Annotated in this window: 15 protein-coding genes; 4 read left to right on the forward strand and 11 right to left on the reverse strand. The window is 66.3% G+C overall.

Annotated features, from left to right (window positions below):
• The first annotated feature begins 15 nt into the window (after positions 1 to 15).
• Positions 16 to 492 carry a VOC family protein gene (locus QFZ42_RS10885; RefSeq protein WP_307700968.1) on the forward strand — a complete coding sequence of 159 codons (477 nt, stop codon included), beginning with the start codon at positions 16 to 18 and terminating at the stop codon, positions 490 to 492.
• 18 nt (positions 493 to 510) lie between these two features.
• On the opposite strand, the gene QFZ42_RS10890 is transcribed toward QFZ42_RS10885, so the two are convergent.
• From QFZ42_RS10890 to QFZ42_RS10910, 5 genes are all read right to left on the reverse strand, one after another.
• Positions 511 to 1,926, reverse strand: a complete 1,416-nt coding sequence (locus tag QFZ42_RS10890) for an MATE family efflux transporter (RefSeq protein WP_307700969.1) — start codon at positions 1,924 to 1,926, stop codon at positions 511 to 513.
• Complete coding sequence (locus QFZ42_RS10895) at positions 1,923 to 2,498, reverse strand: DUF2239 family protein (protein ID WP_307700970.1); 576 nt, start codon at positions 2,496 to 2,498, stop codon at positions 1,923 to 1,925. Before QFZ42_RS10895 ends, QFZ42_RS10890 begins: the two co-directional genes overlap by 4 nt.
• 61 nt (positions 2,499 to 2,559) lie before the next feature.
• Positions 2,560 to 3,006: a MarR family winged helix-turn-helix transcriptional regulator gene (locus tag QFZ42_RS10900; RefSeq protein ID WP_307700971.1), complete on the reverse strand. Its 447-nt coding sequence runs from the start codon at positions 3,004 to 3,006 to the stop codon at positions 2,560 to 2,562.
• Positions 3,003 to 3,365: a GIY-YIG nuclease family protein gene (locus tag QFZ42_RS10905; protein WP_307700972.1), complete on the reverse strand. Its 363-nt coding sequence runs from the start codon at positions 3,363 to 3,365 to the stop codon at positions 3,003 to 3,005. Before QFZ42_RS10905 ends, QFZ42_RS10900 begins: the two co-directional genes overlap by 4 nt.
• 55 nt (positions 3,366 to 3,420) lie before the next feature.
• Positions 3,421 to 3,888 carry a hypothetical protein gene (locus QFZ42_RS10910; RefSeq protein ID WP_373423386.1) on the reverse strand — a complete coding sequence of 156 codons (468 nt, stop codon included), beginning with the start codon at positions 3,886 to 3,888 and terminating at the stop codon, positions 3,421 to 3,423.
• A 214-nt stretch (positions 3,889 to 4,102) separates the two neighbouring features.
• Between QFZ42_RS10910 and QFZ42_RS10915 the strand changes: the two genes are divergently transcribed.
• From QFZ42_RS10915 to QFZ42_RS10925, 3 genes are all read left to right on the forward strand, one after another.
• Entirely contained in the window at positions 4,103 to 6,478 is a 2,376-nt protein-coding gene (locus tag QFZ42_RS10915) for a Tex family protein (RefSeq protein WP_307700974.1), read from the forward strand.
• Positions 6,479 to 6,515: 37 nt separating this feature from the next.
• Entirely contained in the window at positions 6,516 to 7,589 is a 1,074-nt protein-coding gene (locus tag QFZ42_RS10920) for a patatin-like phospholipase family protein (protein WP_307700975.1), read from the forward strand.
• Positions 7,590 to 7,677: 88 nt separating this feature from the next.
• On the forward strand, positions 7,678 to 8,661 hold the full coding sequence (locus QFZ42_RS10925) for a tripartite tricarboxylate transporter substrate binding protein (protein WP_307700976.1): 984 nt from the start codon (positions 7,678 to 7,680) through the stop codon (positions 8,659 to 8,661).
• Between the two features lie 12 nt (positions 8,662 to 8,673).
• Here the strand turns inward: QFZ42_RS10925 and QFZ42_RS10930 are convergent, their stop codons facing one another.
• The 6 genes from QFZ42_RS10930 to QFZ42_RS10955 form a co-directional block, all read right to left on the reverse strand.
• Positions 8,674 to 9,060: a DUF4150 domain-containing protein gene (locus QFZ42_RS10930; protein ID WP_307700977.1), complete on the reverse strand. Its 387-nt coding sequence runs from the start codon at positions 9,058 to 9,060 to the stop codon at positions 8,674 to 8,676.
• Between the two features lie 17 nt (positions 9,061 to 9,077).
• Positions 9,078 to 9,833 carry a DUF3540 domain-containing protein gene (locus QFZ42_RS10935; RefSeq protein WP_307700978.1) on the reverse strand — a complete coding sequence of 252 codons (756 nt, stop codon included), beginning with the start codon at positions 9,831 to 9,833 and terminating at the stop codon, positions 9,078 to 9,080.
• Complete coding sequence (locus QFZ42_RS10940) at positions 9,830 to 10,897, reverse strand: pentapeptide repeat-containing protein (RefSeq protein WP_307700979.1); 1,068 nt, start codon at positions 10,895 to 10,897, stop codon at positions 9,830 to 9,832. Before QFZ42_RS10940 ends, QFZ42_RS10935 begins: the two co-directional genes overlap by 4 nt.
• A gap of 65 nt (positions 10,898 to 10,962) precedes the next feature.
• Positions 10,963 to 13,599: a DUF2169 family type VI secretion system accessory protein gene (locus tag QFZ42_RS10945; protein ID WP_307700980.1), complete on the reverse strand. Its 2,637-nt coding sequence runs from the start codon at positions 13,597 to 13,599 to the stop codon at positions 10,963 to 10,965.
• Between the two features lie 27 nt (positions 13,600 to 13,626).
• Positions 13,627 to 14,064: a hypothetical protein gene (locus QFZ42_RS10950; RefSeq protein ID WP_307700981.1), complete on the reverse strand. Its 438-nt coding sequence runs from the start codon at positions 14,062 to 14,064 to the stop codon at positions 13,627 to 13,629.
• A 12-nt stretch (positions 14,065 to 14,076) separates the two neighbouring features.
• A complete protein-coding gene (locus QFZ42_RS10955) occupies positions 14,077 to 16,419 on the reverse strand; it encodes a type VI secretion system Vgr family protein (protein ID WP_307700982.1) in 2,343 nt (780 codons plus the stop codon).
• Positions 16,420 to 16,594: the final 175 nt, after the last annotated feature.

A 16,594-nucleotide genomic window follows, 5' to 3' on the forward strand; every position in this document is an offset into this window, starting at 1 on the left:
ACTCAGGAGATTCCCATGCAGAAGATCGTTCCCTGCCTCTGGTTCGACGGCAACGGCGAAGACGCGCTGAAGTTCTACACCGCCATCTTCCCGAACTCGTGCATGACCGACAAGCAGCTCTGGGGCGACGAAAACCCCAGCCTGAAGGGTTCGCTGCTCACCGCGACTTTCGAGCTCCAGGGGCAGGAGTTCATGGTGCTCAACGGCGGGCCGCAGTACAAGTTCACCCCGGCCATCTCGATGCTCGTGAAGTGCGATACGCAGGCCGAGGTCGACCACTACTGGGACAGGCTGCTCGAAGGCGGCGGCCAGCCGGTGCAGTGCGGTTGGCTCACCGACCGCTACGGCGTGTCGTGGCAGGTCGCGCCCATGGCCATCCTGCGCATGTTCCAGGACAAGGACCCGGCCAAGGCCGCCCGCGCGATGCAGGCGATGATGAAGATGATCAAGCTCGACCTCGCCGAGGTGAAGAAGGCCTTCGACGGCGAGTGATTCGCCGCGCCGCGCGGGCTACACCAGCCGGCGGATGGCCTTCTTGCGCCACACCAGCCGGTAGTAGGCGGTCTGCAGCAGCAGCATGGCGCCGAAGGTCACGGGGTAGGCATACCAGATGCCGTTGAGCCCGATGCGGTGGCTCATGAACCAGGCCACCGGCACCTCGACGCCGATCAGGCAGAGGATGGTGATGGCCGTGGGCACCAGCACCGAGCCGCTGGCCCGCATGATCCCCGAGATGGCCGAGGCCATGCCGAAAATGACCATGCTCCACAGCATGACGTGCAGCAGCGTCTGTGCAATTTCGATGACCGGCGCGCTGGTGATGAAAAAGCCCATGAGATGGCGCGAGAACAAATAGCCCAGCAGCACCAGCCCGCCCGTGAGCACGAGGTTCATCAGCAGCGCGGTCTTGGCAATGGCGCCCAGCCGGTCGGCACGGCCCGCGCCGATGGCCTGCGCGCCGAGGATCGACGCCGTGATCGCGATCGAGATGGCCGGAAACTGCACGTAGGCCACCACCTGGTTCACCGCGCCGTAGGCCGCGGTGGCGCTGGAGCCATAGCCGTTCACCAGCGAGAGCAGGGCGATTTCGGCCAGCGCCACGACGATCATCTGCACGCCGGTGGGCACGCCGACCTTGAGCACGGCTTTCAGCAGCTGGGGGTCGATGCGCATGTGGCGAATGAATTCCCTGTCGGGCGCCAGCGGGCTGCCGCGGCGATGAAGGCGCCAAGCCAGCCACAGCGTCGCGACAACGAACGCCACCACCGTGGCCCAGGCGCCGCTCGCAACGCCGAGCTGCGGCAGGCCGCCCCAGCCGCGGATGAGCGCGGGCGTGACGATGAGGCCGGTCACCGTGGAGATGATCAGCGTGAGCAGCGGCGTGACCGTGTCGCCGACGCCGCGCAGCATGGCGGTGGACAGCAGGAACACGAACAGCCCCGGCATCGCGATCAGCATGATGCGGGCGTAGCGCGTGGAGTCGGCCAGTACGTCGGGCGGTGTGCCGAGCGATGCGAGCAGGGGCGTGGTGAAGGCGCCGCCGAACACGGCCACCGCGAGCCCGAGCAGCATGCCGACCGACAGCGTGGTGCCCGCCACGGCCTTGACCTTCGCGGCGTCGCGCGCACCCCAGGCCTGGCCGATGAGCACCGAGGCCCCGGCACCCAGGCCGATGACGAAGGCGATGAAGAAGAACATCACCGGAAAGAAGCTCGAGACGGCAGCCAGGGCGCCGACGCCGATCATCTGCCCGATGTAGATGTTGTTGATGGTGCCGGACAGCGACTGCAGGATGTTGCTGAGCAGCATCGGCGCAAGAAAGAACAGAAAGGTCTTCCACAGCGCGCGCGGCGCACCCACGGGCGCGACCGGCGCGCCTTCAAGGCCGCTTCGGCCGGTGCTTGCGTTCTCGGGGGTCGCTCTCATGCAGTGGTGCTCCAGCCGGCGGCGGACAGTTTTTGAAGATGGGTGCGCAGGTCCGCGGGCCAGGCGCCGATCAGTGCCTCGAAGCGCTCGCGCTCGCCCGCGAACAACGCGCGCGTGGCCTCCTCGAAGCCGGGCAGGTCGCCCGCGATGGCGGTCATGAACCGGTAGGCGGCTTCACGCGATGCGCGCACCGCGTCGCGGTCGGCGTTGACGCGGCTCGCCTCCTGCACCAGACGCCGCAGCGCGACCGACGCGCCGCCCGGTTGGCGGTTGAGCCAGTCCCAGTGGCGCGGAAGCAGCGTGACTTCGCGCGCCACGACACCCAATTTCGGACGGCCCACGCCGCGCGGGGTTTCGCCGTGGGCCTCGGTGCTGGCGGTCGGCGTCGGGACGCCGGCCCGGTTGTGCACGTCGAAGTCGAGCGGCTCGCCCGTCTGTTCGTCGAACACGAGGTAGGGCGTGTCGTCCTTGCGTTCCTGCAGCTGCGCGAGCACGTCGGCCGTGCTTCCCTGCGCGATGCGCTTGGAGCCGGCGAAAACAATCAGGGAGATGGGTGGCGTATCGGATGGCATGTCGGATTCGTTGTTTTTCTGGTCCGTCGAAACGAGCTGCGGAATCTACCCGTTGACCGGCTCAGGCGCTCGGCGAGGTGTCGTGGTGGCAAAGCGCAAGGAGCGCGGCGTTGAGTTGCGGCAGGCTTTGCGGTGCCAGCGATTTCACCGCATCGGCGCAGAGGACTTCAACCGTCGTGACCGCAGCCCGCATCAATTTCTTGCCGCCGGGGCGGATGGTCGCATGGCGGCGGTCGTCTTCGTTCGAGCCGGCCGTGCGTTCGGCCAGTCCTGTTTTTTCGAGCAGGACCATTTTGCGAATCAGCGCCGACATCGGCAACCCCAGGGCGCGCGAAAGGTCGGCCATCACCATGCGGCCGCTTTCGGCGCAGAGGAGCAGATAGAGCAGCGTGAAGTCTTCGTAGGCCAGGCCGTGGAAGGCGCCCAGATCTTCGTTCAGCTTCAGGTTCAGGCTGGCGTGGGCGCGGCTGACGTTGAGGCACAAGCCCAGCGCATCGACGGTTGTCATGGCGTGTTGTAGCCCTTGTCGCCATCGCACTGGAGTTCCTCGCGCCAAAGCGCGAGGAGTTTCTCCAGCTCGTCGGCGCGGTCGAAGGCTGGGTCGTCGCGTTCCTTGACCCGGTCGATCACCTCGAAGCTGAAGTGCTCGGCGCCGTGCGCGGCCCAGTCGCGCACCAGGGCCTTGTTGCGGTGCGAGCGCAGGCCGAGTTCGAAGCGCGCCCGGTTCATCGCGCCTCCGACATCGAGACTTCCGGCCACATAGATGCGGCCGCTCAGCGTGTTGCGTATGGCGAAGACGCCCGCGGGGAGCACGGTTTCCTTGTATTTCCTGACGAGGGCGCGCCTCGTCTCTTGCGGCAGGTTCATGTGTCGAATATTACCCGGGCAAAATAGAATGCGCAATATACCCGGGTAAAAATACTCAAGACACCTCGCCCCGCAGCCGGCGCCAGAGGCGGTGCATGCGCCGGTTGAAGGCGCGCACCACGCGCCATGGGCGGCTCTCGCGAACCAGCGTCAGCACGTGGTCCTTCCAGGCTTTCCAGCGCGGATACCAGCGGGCGAACAGCGGAATACGCATGAGCGCCGGCTCGACCAGCTGGAAGATGCGCGCGACGAAGGCGGTGCCGATCAGCTTGGCGACGATCAACACCGTCACCCCGCTTGCGGCATGGCCGCGGCCGAAGAGAAAGAGCGCGAGCACCTTCACCGGCAGCAGCAGAACCACCGGCAGAAAAAATGCCAGCAGCCCGCCCCACGGCGGCAGACTGCGCAGCCAGTTCTCCGCACGGGCCCAGAGCGGCAGGCGGGCCAGCCGGGCGGCCAGGGCGGCCAACGGCACCCAACCCCATTCCTCGAACAGCAGCACCGGCACCAGCAGCACGGCCATCAGCCCGCGCAGCAGTCTTCGCAGTCCCGAGGCGGGAGGGCGGCCGGGCGAAGGGGGTGGGGAGGAGGGAGGCGGAGGAAGAGGGGTTTGCACCGCATCGATTGTGCAGGTTGCCCCGGGGTGGCCGCCTCCAGCCCTATGGCAAACTTCGACGCTTTATTCGCCAAGCACCGTCGGCCTTGCCGGCCGTGCGTGACAGGGACGTCATTCAGAAATGCAGAAAATCATTCGCCAGCTCGCCGCCGAGATCAAGGTAGGCGAGCACCAGGTGAAGGCGGCCATCGAACTGCTCGATGGCGGCGCCACGGTTCCGTTCATTGCGCGTTACCGCAAGGAAGTGACCGACGGCCTCGACGACATCCAGCTGCGCGAGCTCGAAGCGCGTCTCTCGTACCTGCGCGAGCTCGAAGACCGCCGCGTCGCGGTGCTCAAGAGCATCGACGAGCAGGGCAAGCTCACTCCCCAGCTTCGCGCTGCGATCGAATTCGCGCCGACCAAGCAGGAGCTCGAAGACCTGTACCTGCCGTTCAAGCAGAAGCGCCGCACCAAGGGCCAGATTGCGCGCGAATTCGGCATCGAGCCGCTGGCCGACAAGCTGCTGGCCGACCCGACGCTCGACCCGGCCGTGGAAGCCAAGGCTTTCCTGCAGCCGGCCACCACGCTGGACGACGGCAAGCCGGGCCCCGATTTCTCCACCGCGGCGGCCGTGCTCGACGGCGTGCGCGATATTCTTTCCGAGCGCTGGGCCGAAGATGCCGCGCTCGTGCAGCGCCTGCGCGAATGGCTGTGGGCCGAAGGCCTGCTCAAGTCCACGCTGATGGCCGGCAAGGACGAGAACAACGCCGACGTTGCCAAGTTCCGCGACTACTTCGACTACGACGAACCCATCGGCCGCGTGCCCTCGCACCGCGCGCTGGCCGTGTTCCGCGGCCGCGCGCTCGACATCCTCGACGCCAAGCTGGTGCTGCCCGTCGAGCCCGAGCCGGGCAAGCCCAGCATCGCGGAAGGCAAGATCGCGCTGCACCTGGGCTGGAGCCACGCGGGCCGCCCGGCCGACGACCTGCTGCGCAAGTGCGTGGCCTGGACCTGGCGCGTGAAGCTGGCGCTTTCCACCGAGCGCGACCTGTTCACACGCCTGCGCGAAGAAGCCGAGAAGGTCGCGATCAAGGTGTTTGCCGACAACCTGCGCGACCTGCTCTTGGCCGCACCGGCCGGCCCGCGCGTCGTGATGGGCCTGGACCCCGGCATTCGCACCGGCGTGAAGGTGGCCGTGGTCGATGCGACCGGCAAGCTGGTCGAAACCGCCACCGTGTTCCCGCACGAGCCGCGCAAGGACTGGGAAGGCTCGCTGCACACGCTCGGCAAGCTCTGCGCCAAGCACGGCGTGAACCTGATCGCCATCGGCAACGGCACCGCGAGCCGCGAGACCGACAAGCTCGCCGCCGACCTCATCAAGCTGCTCGAGAAGATGGCTGCACAGGCCGGCGCGCCCGAGATGAAGGTCGACAAGGTCGTGGTCAGCGAAGCCGGCGCTTCGGTGTATTCGGCCAGCGAATTCGCCTCGCAGGAAATGCCCGACGTGGACGTGAGCCTGCGCGGTGCCGCCTCCATTGCGCGCCGCCTGCAGGACCCGCTGGCCGAGCTCGTGAAGATCGATCCCAAGAGCATCGGCGTGGGCCAGTACCAGCACGACGTGAACCAGAGCGAACTCGCGCGCACGCTGCAGGCCGTGGTCGAAGACTGCGTGAACTCGGTGGGCGTGGACCTGAACACCGCGAGCGTGCCTTTGCTGTCGCGCGTGTCCGGCCTCTCGGCCAGCGTGGCCAAGGCCGTGGTGCGCTGGCGCGAATCGAACGGTGCGTTTTCCACCCGTAAGCAGCTGCTCGACGTGACCGGCTTCGGCCCCAAGGCCTTCGAGCAGAGCGCGGGCTTCTTGCGCATCCGCGATGGCGCCGACCCGCTCGACATCACCGGCGTGCACCCCGAAACCTATCCGCTGGTGGAGCAGATCATCGTCAAGACCGGCAAGCCGATTGCCGAGCTGATGGGCCGCGCCGAGATGCTCAAGACCCTGAAGCCCGAGCTGTTCGCGAACGAAAAGTTCGGCGTCATCACGGTGAAGGACATCCTGGGCGAACTCGAAAAACCCGGCCGCGACCCGCGCCCCGACTTCAAGGTGGCGCGCTTCAACGACGGCGTGGACGACATCAAGGACCTGGTCGAGGGCATGATCCTCGAAGGCACGGTCAGCAACGTGGCGCAGTTCGGCGCCTTCATCGACCTGGGCGTGCACCAGGACGGCTTGGTGCATGTGAGCCAGCTGAGCCACAAGTTCGTGAACGACGCGCGCGAAGTGGTGAAGACCGGCGACATCGTCAAGGTCAAGGTGATGGAAGTGGACGTGGCGCGCAAGCGCATCGGCCTGTCGATGAAGCTGGATGCAGCGCCCGCGCGCCGCGACGGACCGCGCGACAACCGTTTCGAGGGCGCGGGACGCGGCCAGCAACAGCAGCCGCGCCGCGACAACTCGCCGCAGCCCGCAGGGCAGATGGCCAGCGCGTTCGCCAAGCTGCAGGGGCTGCGCAAGTAAGCCGTGCCGCACCGTTCCTGCTGATGCAACCGGCCTCATGAAAGCACTGCGCATCTACGCCGGTCCCGCGGCCCGCGAGCACATCGAAGAACACGGCCTGCGTCCGCAGGACGTGCGCACCGTTCCCGGCGCGGCGGGCGGCCCCAAGGGGCTGATCCTCGGGCCGCTCGACCGTTTCATCTTCGGCCGCTGGCTCACGCAGGCCAGCCAGCCGGTTCACCTGGTGGGCGCGTCGATCGGTGCATGGCGGCTTGCAACGGCCTGCCTGGCCGATCCACAAAAGGCCTTCGAGCGCTTCGAGCACGACTACGTGCGCCAGCAGTTCGAAGTGCCACCGGGCCAGAAGCGGCTCAGCCCGCGCCAGCTCAGCGAACGCTTTGCCGAAAGCCTGCTCGACTTCTATGGCGGGCGCATCGGCGAGGTGCTGAGCCACTCGCGCTACCGCCTTCATGTGGTGACCTCGCGCGGCCGCCACATCCTCGGGCGCGAAGGCAGGGCGCGCACGCCTTTCGGCTACCTGGGTGCCTTTGCCACCAACAGCCTGCACCGCAAGAGCCTGGGCGCGTGGCTGGAGCGCTGCGTTTTCTCCACGCCAGGCGCGGCCTTGCCTTTCGGCACGAAAGACTTTCGAACACGCCAGCACGCGCTGAGCGAAGAGAACTTCAACCTGGTGCTGCAGGCCTCGTGCTCGATTCCGTTCCTGCTCGCCGCGGTGCACGACATTCCGGGCGCGCCGCGCGGCGCTTACTGGGACGGCGGCATTACGGACTATCACCTGCACCTCGACTACCAGCCGGCCGACGAGGGCATCGTGCTGTACCCGCATTTCCAGCGCGCGGTGGTGCCGGGCTGGCTCGACAAGGGCCTGCGCTGGCGCCACAAGTCCACCGGCTTTCTCGACCGCATGGTGGTGCTCGCGCCCGATGCCGACTGGGTGCGGTCGCTGCCCAATGGCAAGCTGCCCGACCGCAAGGACTTCATCCATTTCGCGAACGACGCGCAGGCCCGCATCAGCGCGTGGAGCAGGGCCACGCGCGAGGCAGAGCGGCTGTCGGACGAGTTCGAGGCGTGGCTCGGGACAGGTCGCACGCGCGACATCCTGCCGCTCTGAACACGACGCCGCCGGGCAAACCCTGACGGGGTGCGCACGCAGGCCTTCGAGAATGGCCGGCTCACTCTTTCAGAGAAAGCCGCCACCCATGCAGCAGGCCCGAATTTCACGCCGCCGGTTCACCCTTGCCGCCGCTGCGGCCGCGACGATCCCGATGCCCACGTTGGCGCAAGGTGCCTGGCCGAACAAGCCGATCCGCATCGTCGTGCCGTACACGCCGGGCGGGTTCACCGACCAGATGGCGCGGCTGGTGCAGGTCGGCTTGCAAGCGCGGCTCGGCCAGCCCGTGGTGGTCGACAACAAGCCCGGCGCCAACAGCCTGATCGGTGTCGATGCCATTGCCAAGGCCGCGCCGGACGGCAGCACCTTCGGCGTCGTCATCGCGGCCTATGCGGCCAACACCACGCTGTATCCCAAGCTGCCCTACGACCCGCAGAAAGACCTGACGGGTGTTTCGCTGATGGGCGTGTCGCCGCTGCTGGCCGCGGTGAACATCGATGCGCCGTTCAAGACCGCGCGCGAACTCATCGACTATGCGCGCGCCAACCCCGGCAAGGTGAGCTTCGGCTCGTCGGGCAACGGCTCGGCCGCGCACCTGACGACCGAGCTGTGGAAGTCGCTCACGCAGACCTACATGATCCACATTCCGTACCGCGGCGCGGTGCCCGCGCTGACGGACCTGATGGGCGGCCAGATCCAGCTGTTCTTCGATGCGCCGACCGGCCTCATCAACCAGGCCAAGGCCGGCAAGGTGCGGCTGATCGGTGTGGCGGGCGACAAGCGGCTGCCCGCCGTGCCCGAGGTGCCGACCTTCATCGAGCAGGGCTTCGCGGGTTTCACCGGCAGCACCTGGGCCGGCATGCTGGCGCCGGCGGGCACGCCGCGGGACATCGTCAAGCGCATGTCGGAAGAGGTCGCGCGCATCATCAAGAGCGACGAAACGCGCGCCCGGCTCGACGCCATGGGCACCTTCCCGGCCGGCAGCACGCCGGAGGAATTCGACGCCTTCATCAAGGCCGAGACCACCAAGTGGGGCAAGGTGATCCGCACGGCGGGCGTCAAGGCGGAGTAAGAACAGGAAGCCTCAGGCCGCGAGCACCAGCACCTTGAACTGGCTGGGCACGATGCGCATGCCGACAATGTTGTTGCGGTTCTGGACCGACAGGCTGGTCATGCGCGTGCAGGGCGAGCCCTTCAGCAGCACCGTGAATGCCCCGGTGATGTGGCGCGAAGGCCCCATCACCGTCTGAGACACCACGCCCATCAGCACGCCCGCGTTGTCGCCGTTGGTGATGGGCGTGGTGGTTGCAAGGTTGTGGGCCGGCGTGCCGCCGTAGAGGATGTTCCAGGCATTGGGAATGGCCGTGGGCCCGAGCGCGAAGTTGGGATACGGAACGGGAATCGCGGGCGGTGTCTTGCAGACATCGGGAAACGCGAGGTCCATGCCCATCATCTGTGCGTTGGCAAACATGCGTAAGGCTCCTTCAATCAACCCATGTGGATCTGCTCGGCATCGACCTTGACCAGTTCCTTGCTGGTGACGAGCGTGTTCTTCGCATGAAGCCGCAGCGTCTGCGAGGCCTGGATGTCGATGTGCCCGGCACGCACGTGCTCGGCCTCCTCGACAACGCGGAAGCTCGAGCGCGTGAGCAGGTGAAACCGGTCGAGCACGACTTCGCAAGCGCGCCCCAGAAACCGCGTGACGAGCACGCTGAAGCGCAGCTCCGCGCCGCGGTAATCGAGTTCCGAGACATTGCACTGGCCGCGCTCCGCCGTGAGCTTCCATTCCGGCGCGCTCGTGGCCATGGCGGTATCCGAGTGGAGGTCGAGCGTGCCCGCGCTGCGGATCGCTATGGCCCCGCGCTTCGACTGCAAGCGCAGATCGCCATCGACCGAGAGCGTTGCCTGTCGCTTGTCGGCCTGGGCCACCACGGCAATCACATAGAGCGCGCCGTCGCTCGGGCCCGCAACCATGACCGTATCGCCGGGTGCGGGAACCAGCAGGCAACTGGCAGCGCGTCGGCAGCGCAAGGGGGGCTGGCCGTCGGCAAGCTGCAGGTCGCAGAAGTCGCTGTCGGGGTCGCATGCGACGACGGTGGCCATCGATATGCCGGCCACCGCGGGTGCCGGTTGGCGCTGCGCCGGCGCGTTCTTTCGCAGCAACGGTTCCAGCTCGCTCGTGGGCCGGGAAGCTAGCGGTGCCGCAGGCGCAGCGCTGGAAGAAGGGTGGGCCGCCATCGTCATGCGGTGTCCTCTGCGTCGGGTTGTGGATAGTCGCCAAGCCGCATGAGGCCCCGTGCATCACGGTCGAGCCGAACCGCGCGCGGAGAGCGTTGCCAGGCGGCCCGCTCGGCTTCGAACAGCTCGGGGTCGGCATCGAGCACGCCGATGCGGTCACTCCATCGGGACCCTTCCTGGTGGGCGCGGTGCAGCTGGGTGCGATGGCATCGGGCTTTCTCGAAGCCGGCGTTGCGCAAGTCCGCATACGAGAAGTCGGCGTACGTGAGGCGGCTTCCCGCAAACGAGGCGCGCTCGCACCGCGCGCGATGGAACACGCACTGCTCGAGGCTGGCATCCGAAAAATCGGCGCCGCACAGCAACGCATCGATCCACAGCGACTGGTCGAACACGCCCGCGCGGCAGTCCGCGTTGCGCATGCTGGCTTGCGGAAACAGCGATTGCGGTGCATGCACGCGGTGCATGCGCGCGCCGTCGAGGGCGGCACCCTTGAAATTGCATTGCACGAGCTTTGCCTCGTCGAACACGCAGTTCGACATGCGCGCGTCCACGAACTGGCAATGCACGAACGACTGGCCGGCAAACGACTGTCCCCGGAGGTCGGCCTCAGAGAAGATGGCGTTGTGGAAGCTGGCGCCGCGGAATCCGGCCTCGCGCAGGTCTGATCGAAAGAACACGGCGGTCGCGAGCTCGGCGCCGGCAAAGTCGGCGTTGCCCAGCCGGCTCTGGTTGAAGATCGTCTTGGTGACTGTGGCCCGCTCGAAGCTGACGCCCTGGAACTCGCAATCCTGGAAGGCGGCTTCCTTCAGTTCGGCGCCTTCCGCGTGCGTGCCGCGCAGGTCCGAATCGGCCACGACGGTGCCAATCCATCGGCTGGCGGGCGCCTGCATGTCTTGCAGGCTGCAGCGCAGGAGAGACGCGCCCTCCAGGTGAATGCCGGCCAGCGCCGCGCCGTCGAAGCGGCAGCGCTCGAACACCGAATCGTTCAAGCGCACGCGCTCGAGCCCGGCCTGCCTAAAGCTGCATTCGCTGAACAGCCCGCCCGACAGGTCCAGGTCGTTCAGTGGCATGCCTGTGAAGTCTTCTCCCTGCAATTGCACTCCGTTGCGAACCTTGGACACCAGCTCCTGCGGGCTCATTCGGCGCGTGTGGCCTGCGGAGCCGGCACGGTCTTGGTCTGCTCGAGGTAGGCGCCGTGCGTCTCGGTGACGGTGTCGATCTGAATCTGGGACATGTCGGCGCGAAACAGGTTGGTCTCGCGAAGGTCGGCCGAGAGCAGGCGGGCCTTGTTGAAGTTGGCGGTCATGAGATTGGCCGTGCGCAGGGAAGCGCGCGTCAGCTTGCTGCGGATGAAAAGGCTCTCGGGTGCCTGTACCGCGCCAAGGTCGGCGCCAGTCAGGTTGCAGGAAGAAAAGTCGCAGGTGTCGAGCGTGGCGCGGGCGAGGCGTGCGCCCTCCATGGGTATCTCCCGAAAGCTGCATTGCACCAGCGTGGCTTCCTCGAAGTTTGCACTGCGCAGGCTGCTGCGGCCGACAAAGCAGGAGGTGCGCAGCAGGGCGCGCTGGAACCCGATGCGGTCATCGCCGTTGGTGTGGGTCCACATGCAGGCTTCGAGTTCAGCGCCTGAAAAGTCCAGTCCGGCGAGCCGGCAGGCCATGAATCCGGCTTTTTCCAGGCGTGCGTTCCGAAAGCTGCAGTCCAGGATGGCCGTGTCCGAAAGGAAGCCGATGTAGGCTGCATCCATTCCGTCGAAGGTGCAGCGCAACAGCTGCGATTCGATGATGTGCAGGTGATGCATGCGGGCCGAGGAGAAATCGCACTGCTCGAACTTCAACTTTTCCAACGTCGTTCCTTCGAAGATCGCATGCGAGAAATCGGCCTGGCTGCAATCGATTCCTGCGAGGTTGGCGTTGCGGAAGACAGCGCGGGCAAAGCCGGCGCCGGAGAGCCGGGCCCGCACCAGCACCGCGTCGCTGAAGTCGGCGTCGTCGCACCTGGCGCGGGCCAGGTCGGCTCCTTCGAGCAGCGCACGCCGAAAGCACGCGCCACGCAGATCGAGGCCCGACAGGTCGGCGCCGGTCAGGTCCATGTCGGTGAAGTCGCGGTTGCCCGCAAGAACCGAGGCGATCTGCATGCCCAACGCCGCCATGCGATCGGCGGGCAGGGGGTCGACGGGCGCCTGGTGCTGCGCGGAGCTGCGATACAACGCCAGCAATCCGCGTTCGCCGTTCTCCGCCAGCTTGCGCATGGCGTCGATCTGGCTTGCGGGCAGCGGCGCGGAACCGGTCGCCGAGGAGATGCCTTCGAACCCGCGCACCATGGCCGCGCCTTTGACGCTTGGCGGGCCTTTCAACTGCGTGCGGTCGTGCTCGCGCACCAGCTTGCCGGTATCGAAGCCAACTTTTCTCGACTCGCTGGCGTTGGCATCGGCTTCGCGCTGGAGCCGCTCGCGTTCGACGGCTCCGTGCTCGCGCTGCGCGCTGGCATAGCGCTCGGCTTGCTCCACGAACTCGGGCAGTTCGCGCAGCGTCGGCATTCGGGTAAACGGGGCGGGAAGCCGGCGGTCGTTGAAATGGCGTGCCTTGTGCCCCGCCGCAATCGCCATCTGCTTCAACTCTTCGCAGCCCTGCGCGCCGCGCTCGCGCATGTTGCGCACCAATGCCGATTCCGGGTTGTCGGCCCCATCGGGCTGCGGACCGATGGCTTCTTCGGGTACGAGCTCGTTGTCGCGAAACATGTAGAGCGCGCCTTTTTCCGGATCGCATCGCTGCTGCAGCACGGCGGCGTAGTGCGCCAGGCCGCGCGGTGCGTCGCACATCTCGATCGCGGGCATCACATGGGAAACATCCGATGCATCGTCCTCGTCGATGCGCGTTTCGCCATGGAAGACGAACGCGACGCGGTCCAGATGCGGAAAGAACCAGGCCGTCGTCAAGCGCTGGGCGACTTCCTCGACGTGCCCGGGCAAGCGATGCCGCGCAACAACGGCAAGGGCGCGCCAGTCGGGTACGCGGCCCTGCTGAAGCGGCACCAGAGGGTGCATGTTCCAGATGGCGTAGGGAGCGCCGGGCGGAATCTCCATCTGAAGAAAGCGCTGGTCGGGCGGGGCGGCGTTGAAGAGCTGCCAGTCCATGTCACTGGCAAAGCCCGGAAAGAGATGGGCGCGCCAGTTGGCGTCGTACTGCCTGCCCATGAGGCGCATGCGCCGCGGCGAAGCAATGTCGATGGGGCCGAAGCCGGCAGGCTCGGGCTGGTCGCGCGGATGGCGCAGGCGATGTGCCGGATCTTCGATGTTGGGCAGGCGCTGCACTTCGAGGCCATCGACCACCTCCAGCCCATGGCCGCGGCCCAGCGGGTTGTCCGCAAAGTCGGGGCCGCCATAGGCACGCGTCCAGTCGATGCGCATTGCCTCGAACGGCTGCGGCGGAGTGGGGCGGCCGTCCACCCAGAAGCGGTCGCCGAACACGGTCAGGTCCTTCGATAGTCCTGCAACCTGCAGCCTCGCGGCGCAGATTGTCTTTTGGTCCTGGTGCGCGGTGTGTGCGAAGCCGGTGGCGAGTATTTCGGCACGCACCTTCGGAATGCCCAGGTCGATGGCCGTCGTCGGACCCAGCTCTTCGGACAGCGTCTTCCAGAACTCGGCCTCCGGCGTGAGCACGGGCTTGCCGCTCATCGGCACCATGCACAGCGTGGTCACGGCAAGGCGCTGATCGCCCTGGCGCAGGAACGGACGGGTCGTCACGCTCAACCGAAGCGGTTTGACGGTTTTCATGGGCGCGGCATCCGCGGGCCCCGGCGCTCAGCGCGCACGGGGCAGCTCCAGCGGCGTGCGCTCGCGGTCAATGGCCACCAATGCCGGATTACTCGCGTCATAGCGCAGGTGGACGGCCTTGTGCGGCTCGAGGAAATGCGGCACCAGCGCGTCTTCGACGAAGGTGGGAATCGATGCGGCACGGGCCACGCCGGCACTGTCTGTGTAGTCGATGTCGAGCACCAGGGCCCGGACGGTTTGCCCATCGGAGCCACCGCGCGTCATGTTGTTGGGGTGCATCCGCACATTGCGGACCACGCCGTCGGCGGACTGCCCGGCCTGCGCCAGCACAGGCCAGAGCTTCTCCTCGGCGGAGTAGTGCCGGTTCTCCTTGCGCATGTAGCCCACGGCACCCACGCCCCCGATGACGACCGCAGTCATCACGATGCCGAACAAAATCCAGAGAAGCGTCTCCCACTCAGGCATGGCTCGGCGGTGTCACATGACAAGATGCATGGCCTGCGCATAGGCCGCCATGCCGTCCACGAAAAAGCGCATCGCCGCCTTGCCGACCTGCACCGCTTCGTTGGTGATGTCGATGCCCTTGTTGGCAATCTTGTAGGTCAGCAGATCGACTTTGAGCACCGCATACTGGGAGTTGATGCCGTAGAACTGCTGGCGAACACCCCAGAAGTCCAGCGACATGCCCACGGCACCGAAGCGGAAACCCGCGCCACCCGAGCGCGTCAGGCGCCAGTCGCTGCTCTTGGCGTAGTTGTTGGTGTAGGTCTGCGAGTTGTTCGTGTAGTTGACCGCCAGGTTGCTGTAGACGTTCGATGTGGTGGCGTAGACGTTCGTGTTGATGACGTGCTGCGTCGTGTTGTGGATATGGTTGGTGGTGTTGAAGGTCACGTCGGGCGAGGTATGCACCGTGGGCCCGGTTACCACCGTGTTCGACGGGCCGTTCACCTTCACGTTGTTGATGGTGTCGATGGTGTCGTTGCGCCCGCCGCTCACGAAGCGGATCTCCTGCCCATCGATGGTGCCGTGAAAGCCGCCCGTGATCGCCAGGTTGACGCCGCCGCTGATGGTGTCGTTCAGCCCGCCGCTGAGCGTGCGCTTCTTGCCGCCCGAAATGGTCTGCCTGACGCCACCCGTCACTGTTTCGCTGAAGCCGCCGGCCACATCCCGGGTATCGCCTCCGGTAATGGTTTCTTTCGCGCCCGCGGTGATGTCGCGCGTTTCGCCGTTTTTGTAGGTCGACGATTCATGCCCGCCGATGACCGTGGTGCGCGTGCCGTCGGTGGTGTGCGTTTCGTCGGCTTCCACCTCCACATCGAGGTTGCGCTCGGCGTGCAGCAGGATCTGCTCGGCGCCGCTGCGGTCTTCGAAGCGCAGCATGTTGGCCTGGTTGGCCGCGCCGCCGCTGCTCGATCGCGTGAGGATGCCGCTGGCCGTGGCGTTTGCGGGCAACTCCCACGGCGGCATCTGGTCATTGTTGTAGACGCGGCCGGTGATGATGGGGCGGTCGGGCTCGCCACCGATGAAATCGACAATCACTTCCTGGCCCACGCGCGGCATGTGCATGGTGCCGTAGTTGGCGCCGGCCCAGTTGCTCGACACGCGCACCCAGCACGAGCTGTTTTCATCCGACTGGCCGTAGCGGTCCCAGCGGAACTGCAGCTTCACACGGCCGAAGCGGTCTGTCCAGATTTCCTCGGGCCCGACGACGGTGGCGGTTTGCGGGCCGTTGGTGCGCGGCTTGGGCGTCTTGCGCGCAGGGCGGTAGGGCACGTTCGAAGGCAGCACCGTGAAGTCGAACCGGCAGACCGATTCCATGCTGCCGCCCGTGGCGTATTCGGACTCCTGCAGGTCGTAGCGGGTTTCGGTGACCAGGTATTCGCGGTTGTCCGACTCGCGCGGGCAATACGTCATCTCGAACAGGTAGCCCGGCGCCATGCCGACGACGTTGGTGTGGCCCGCCGCGAGCTCGTGCGCGCACTGCAGCTCTTGCAGGCGAATCTTCGCGTAGGTGTCGCCCTGCTGGTGCTCGCTGTAGCCGCCCAGCCATTCATACACCTCGTACGTGGAATGGTCGTGGCCCTTGGGGTCCTGGCGCACGCTCTGCAGCGAGGCGCGCGATTTCTTGAAGTCGAAGTCGTCGAGCATCACGCGGCCCGAAGTGATCTGCTCGGCCACGCGCCACTGGTCGATGCAGGGCTCCATCGCATGAAGCACGCGATCGCGCGGGCGGTACGGAATGGCGGCGTAGCCCGGCAGCTCGCCGTAGCCGCCGGTGTCGTCGGCCAGCACCAGCAGATGCGAACCATGGGTGTGCTCGAAGTGATAGGCGATGCCTTCGTGTTCCATGAGGCGGCTCACGAAAGCAAAGTCGCTCTCCTGGTATTGCACGCAATATTCCCAGGGGCGATAGCTGCCCGTGAGGCGCTTCTCGAACTCGAAGCCATACTTGCCCAGCACGTCGTCGAGCACCTCGGGCACGCTCTTGTTCTGGAAAATGCGGCAGTCGGTGGTGCGCGTGAGGTACCAAAGCCAGGGCTGCACCAGCGCACGGTACACATAGTGGCGGCCGGTTTCGTTGGCCCGGCCCACGAGTTCGAAGCGCACCACGGTGCCGTTGAGAAAGCGAGGCGCGCTGCCGTCCGTCAATTCGAGCGTCAAGGAGGTGCCGAGCAGCTTCTTCAGGTCGAGGTTGAAGCTCGGGCTGACCATGTCGACCTCGAACTCGAACAACTGCGACAGTGCTTCCCGGCCCCGCATCGCGCGGAACTTGAGCTGCTCGGCGTTCAGTACCGTGTGAACCTGGACGGTGCGCGTCATTCGAAATTCCCTGACCCTTGGGGCTTCTGCGGATGCGAAGCCTTCGGGTGGCAGTCTAGAAATTCCTTATGTCATATGCATGACGTGCAGGTTGTGCGCTGTTGTTTCCGGGAGCTGTTGTTCAGGAGCGCTCTTGATGTGGGCGCTCTGGTTCAGGGCGCGTGCACAGGCCACC

Origin of the sequence: Variovorax paradoxus (genome assembly GCF_030815855.1) — a bacterium.
Lineage (GTDB): Bacteria > Pseudomonadota > Gammaproteobacteria > Burkholderiales > Burkholderiaceae_C > Variovorax > Variovorax paradoxus_M.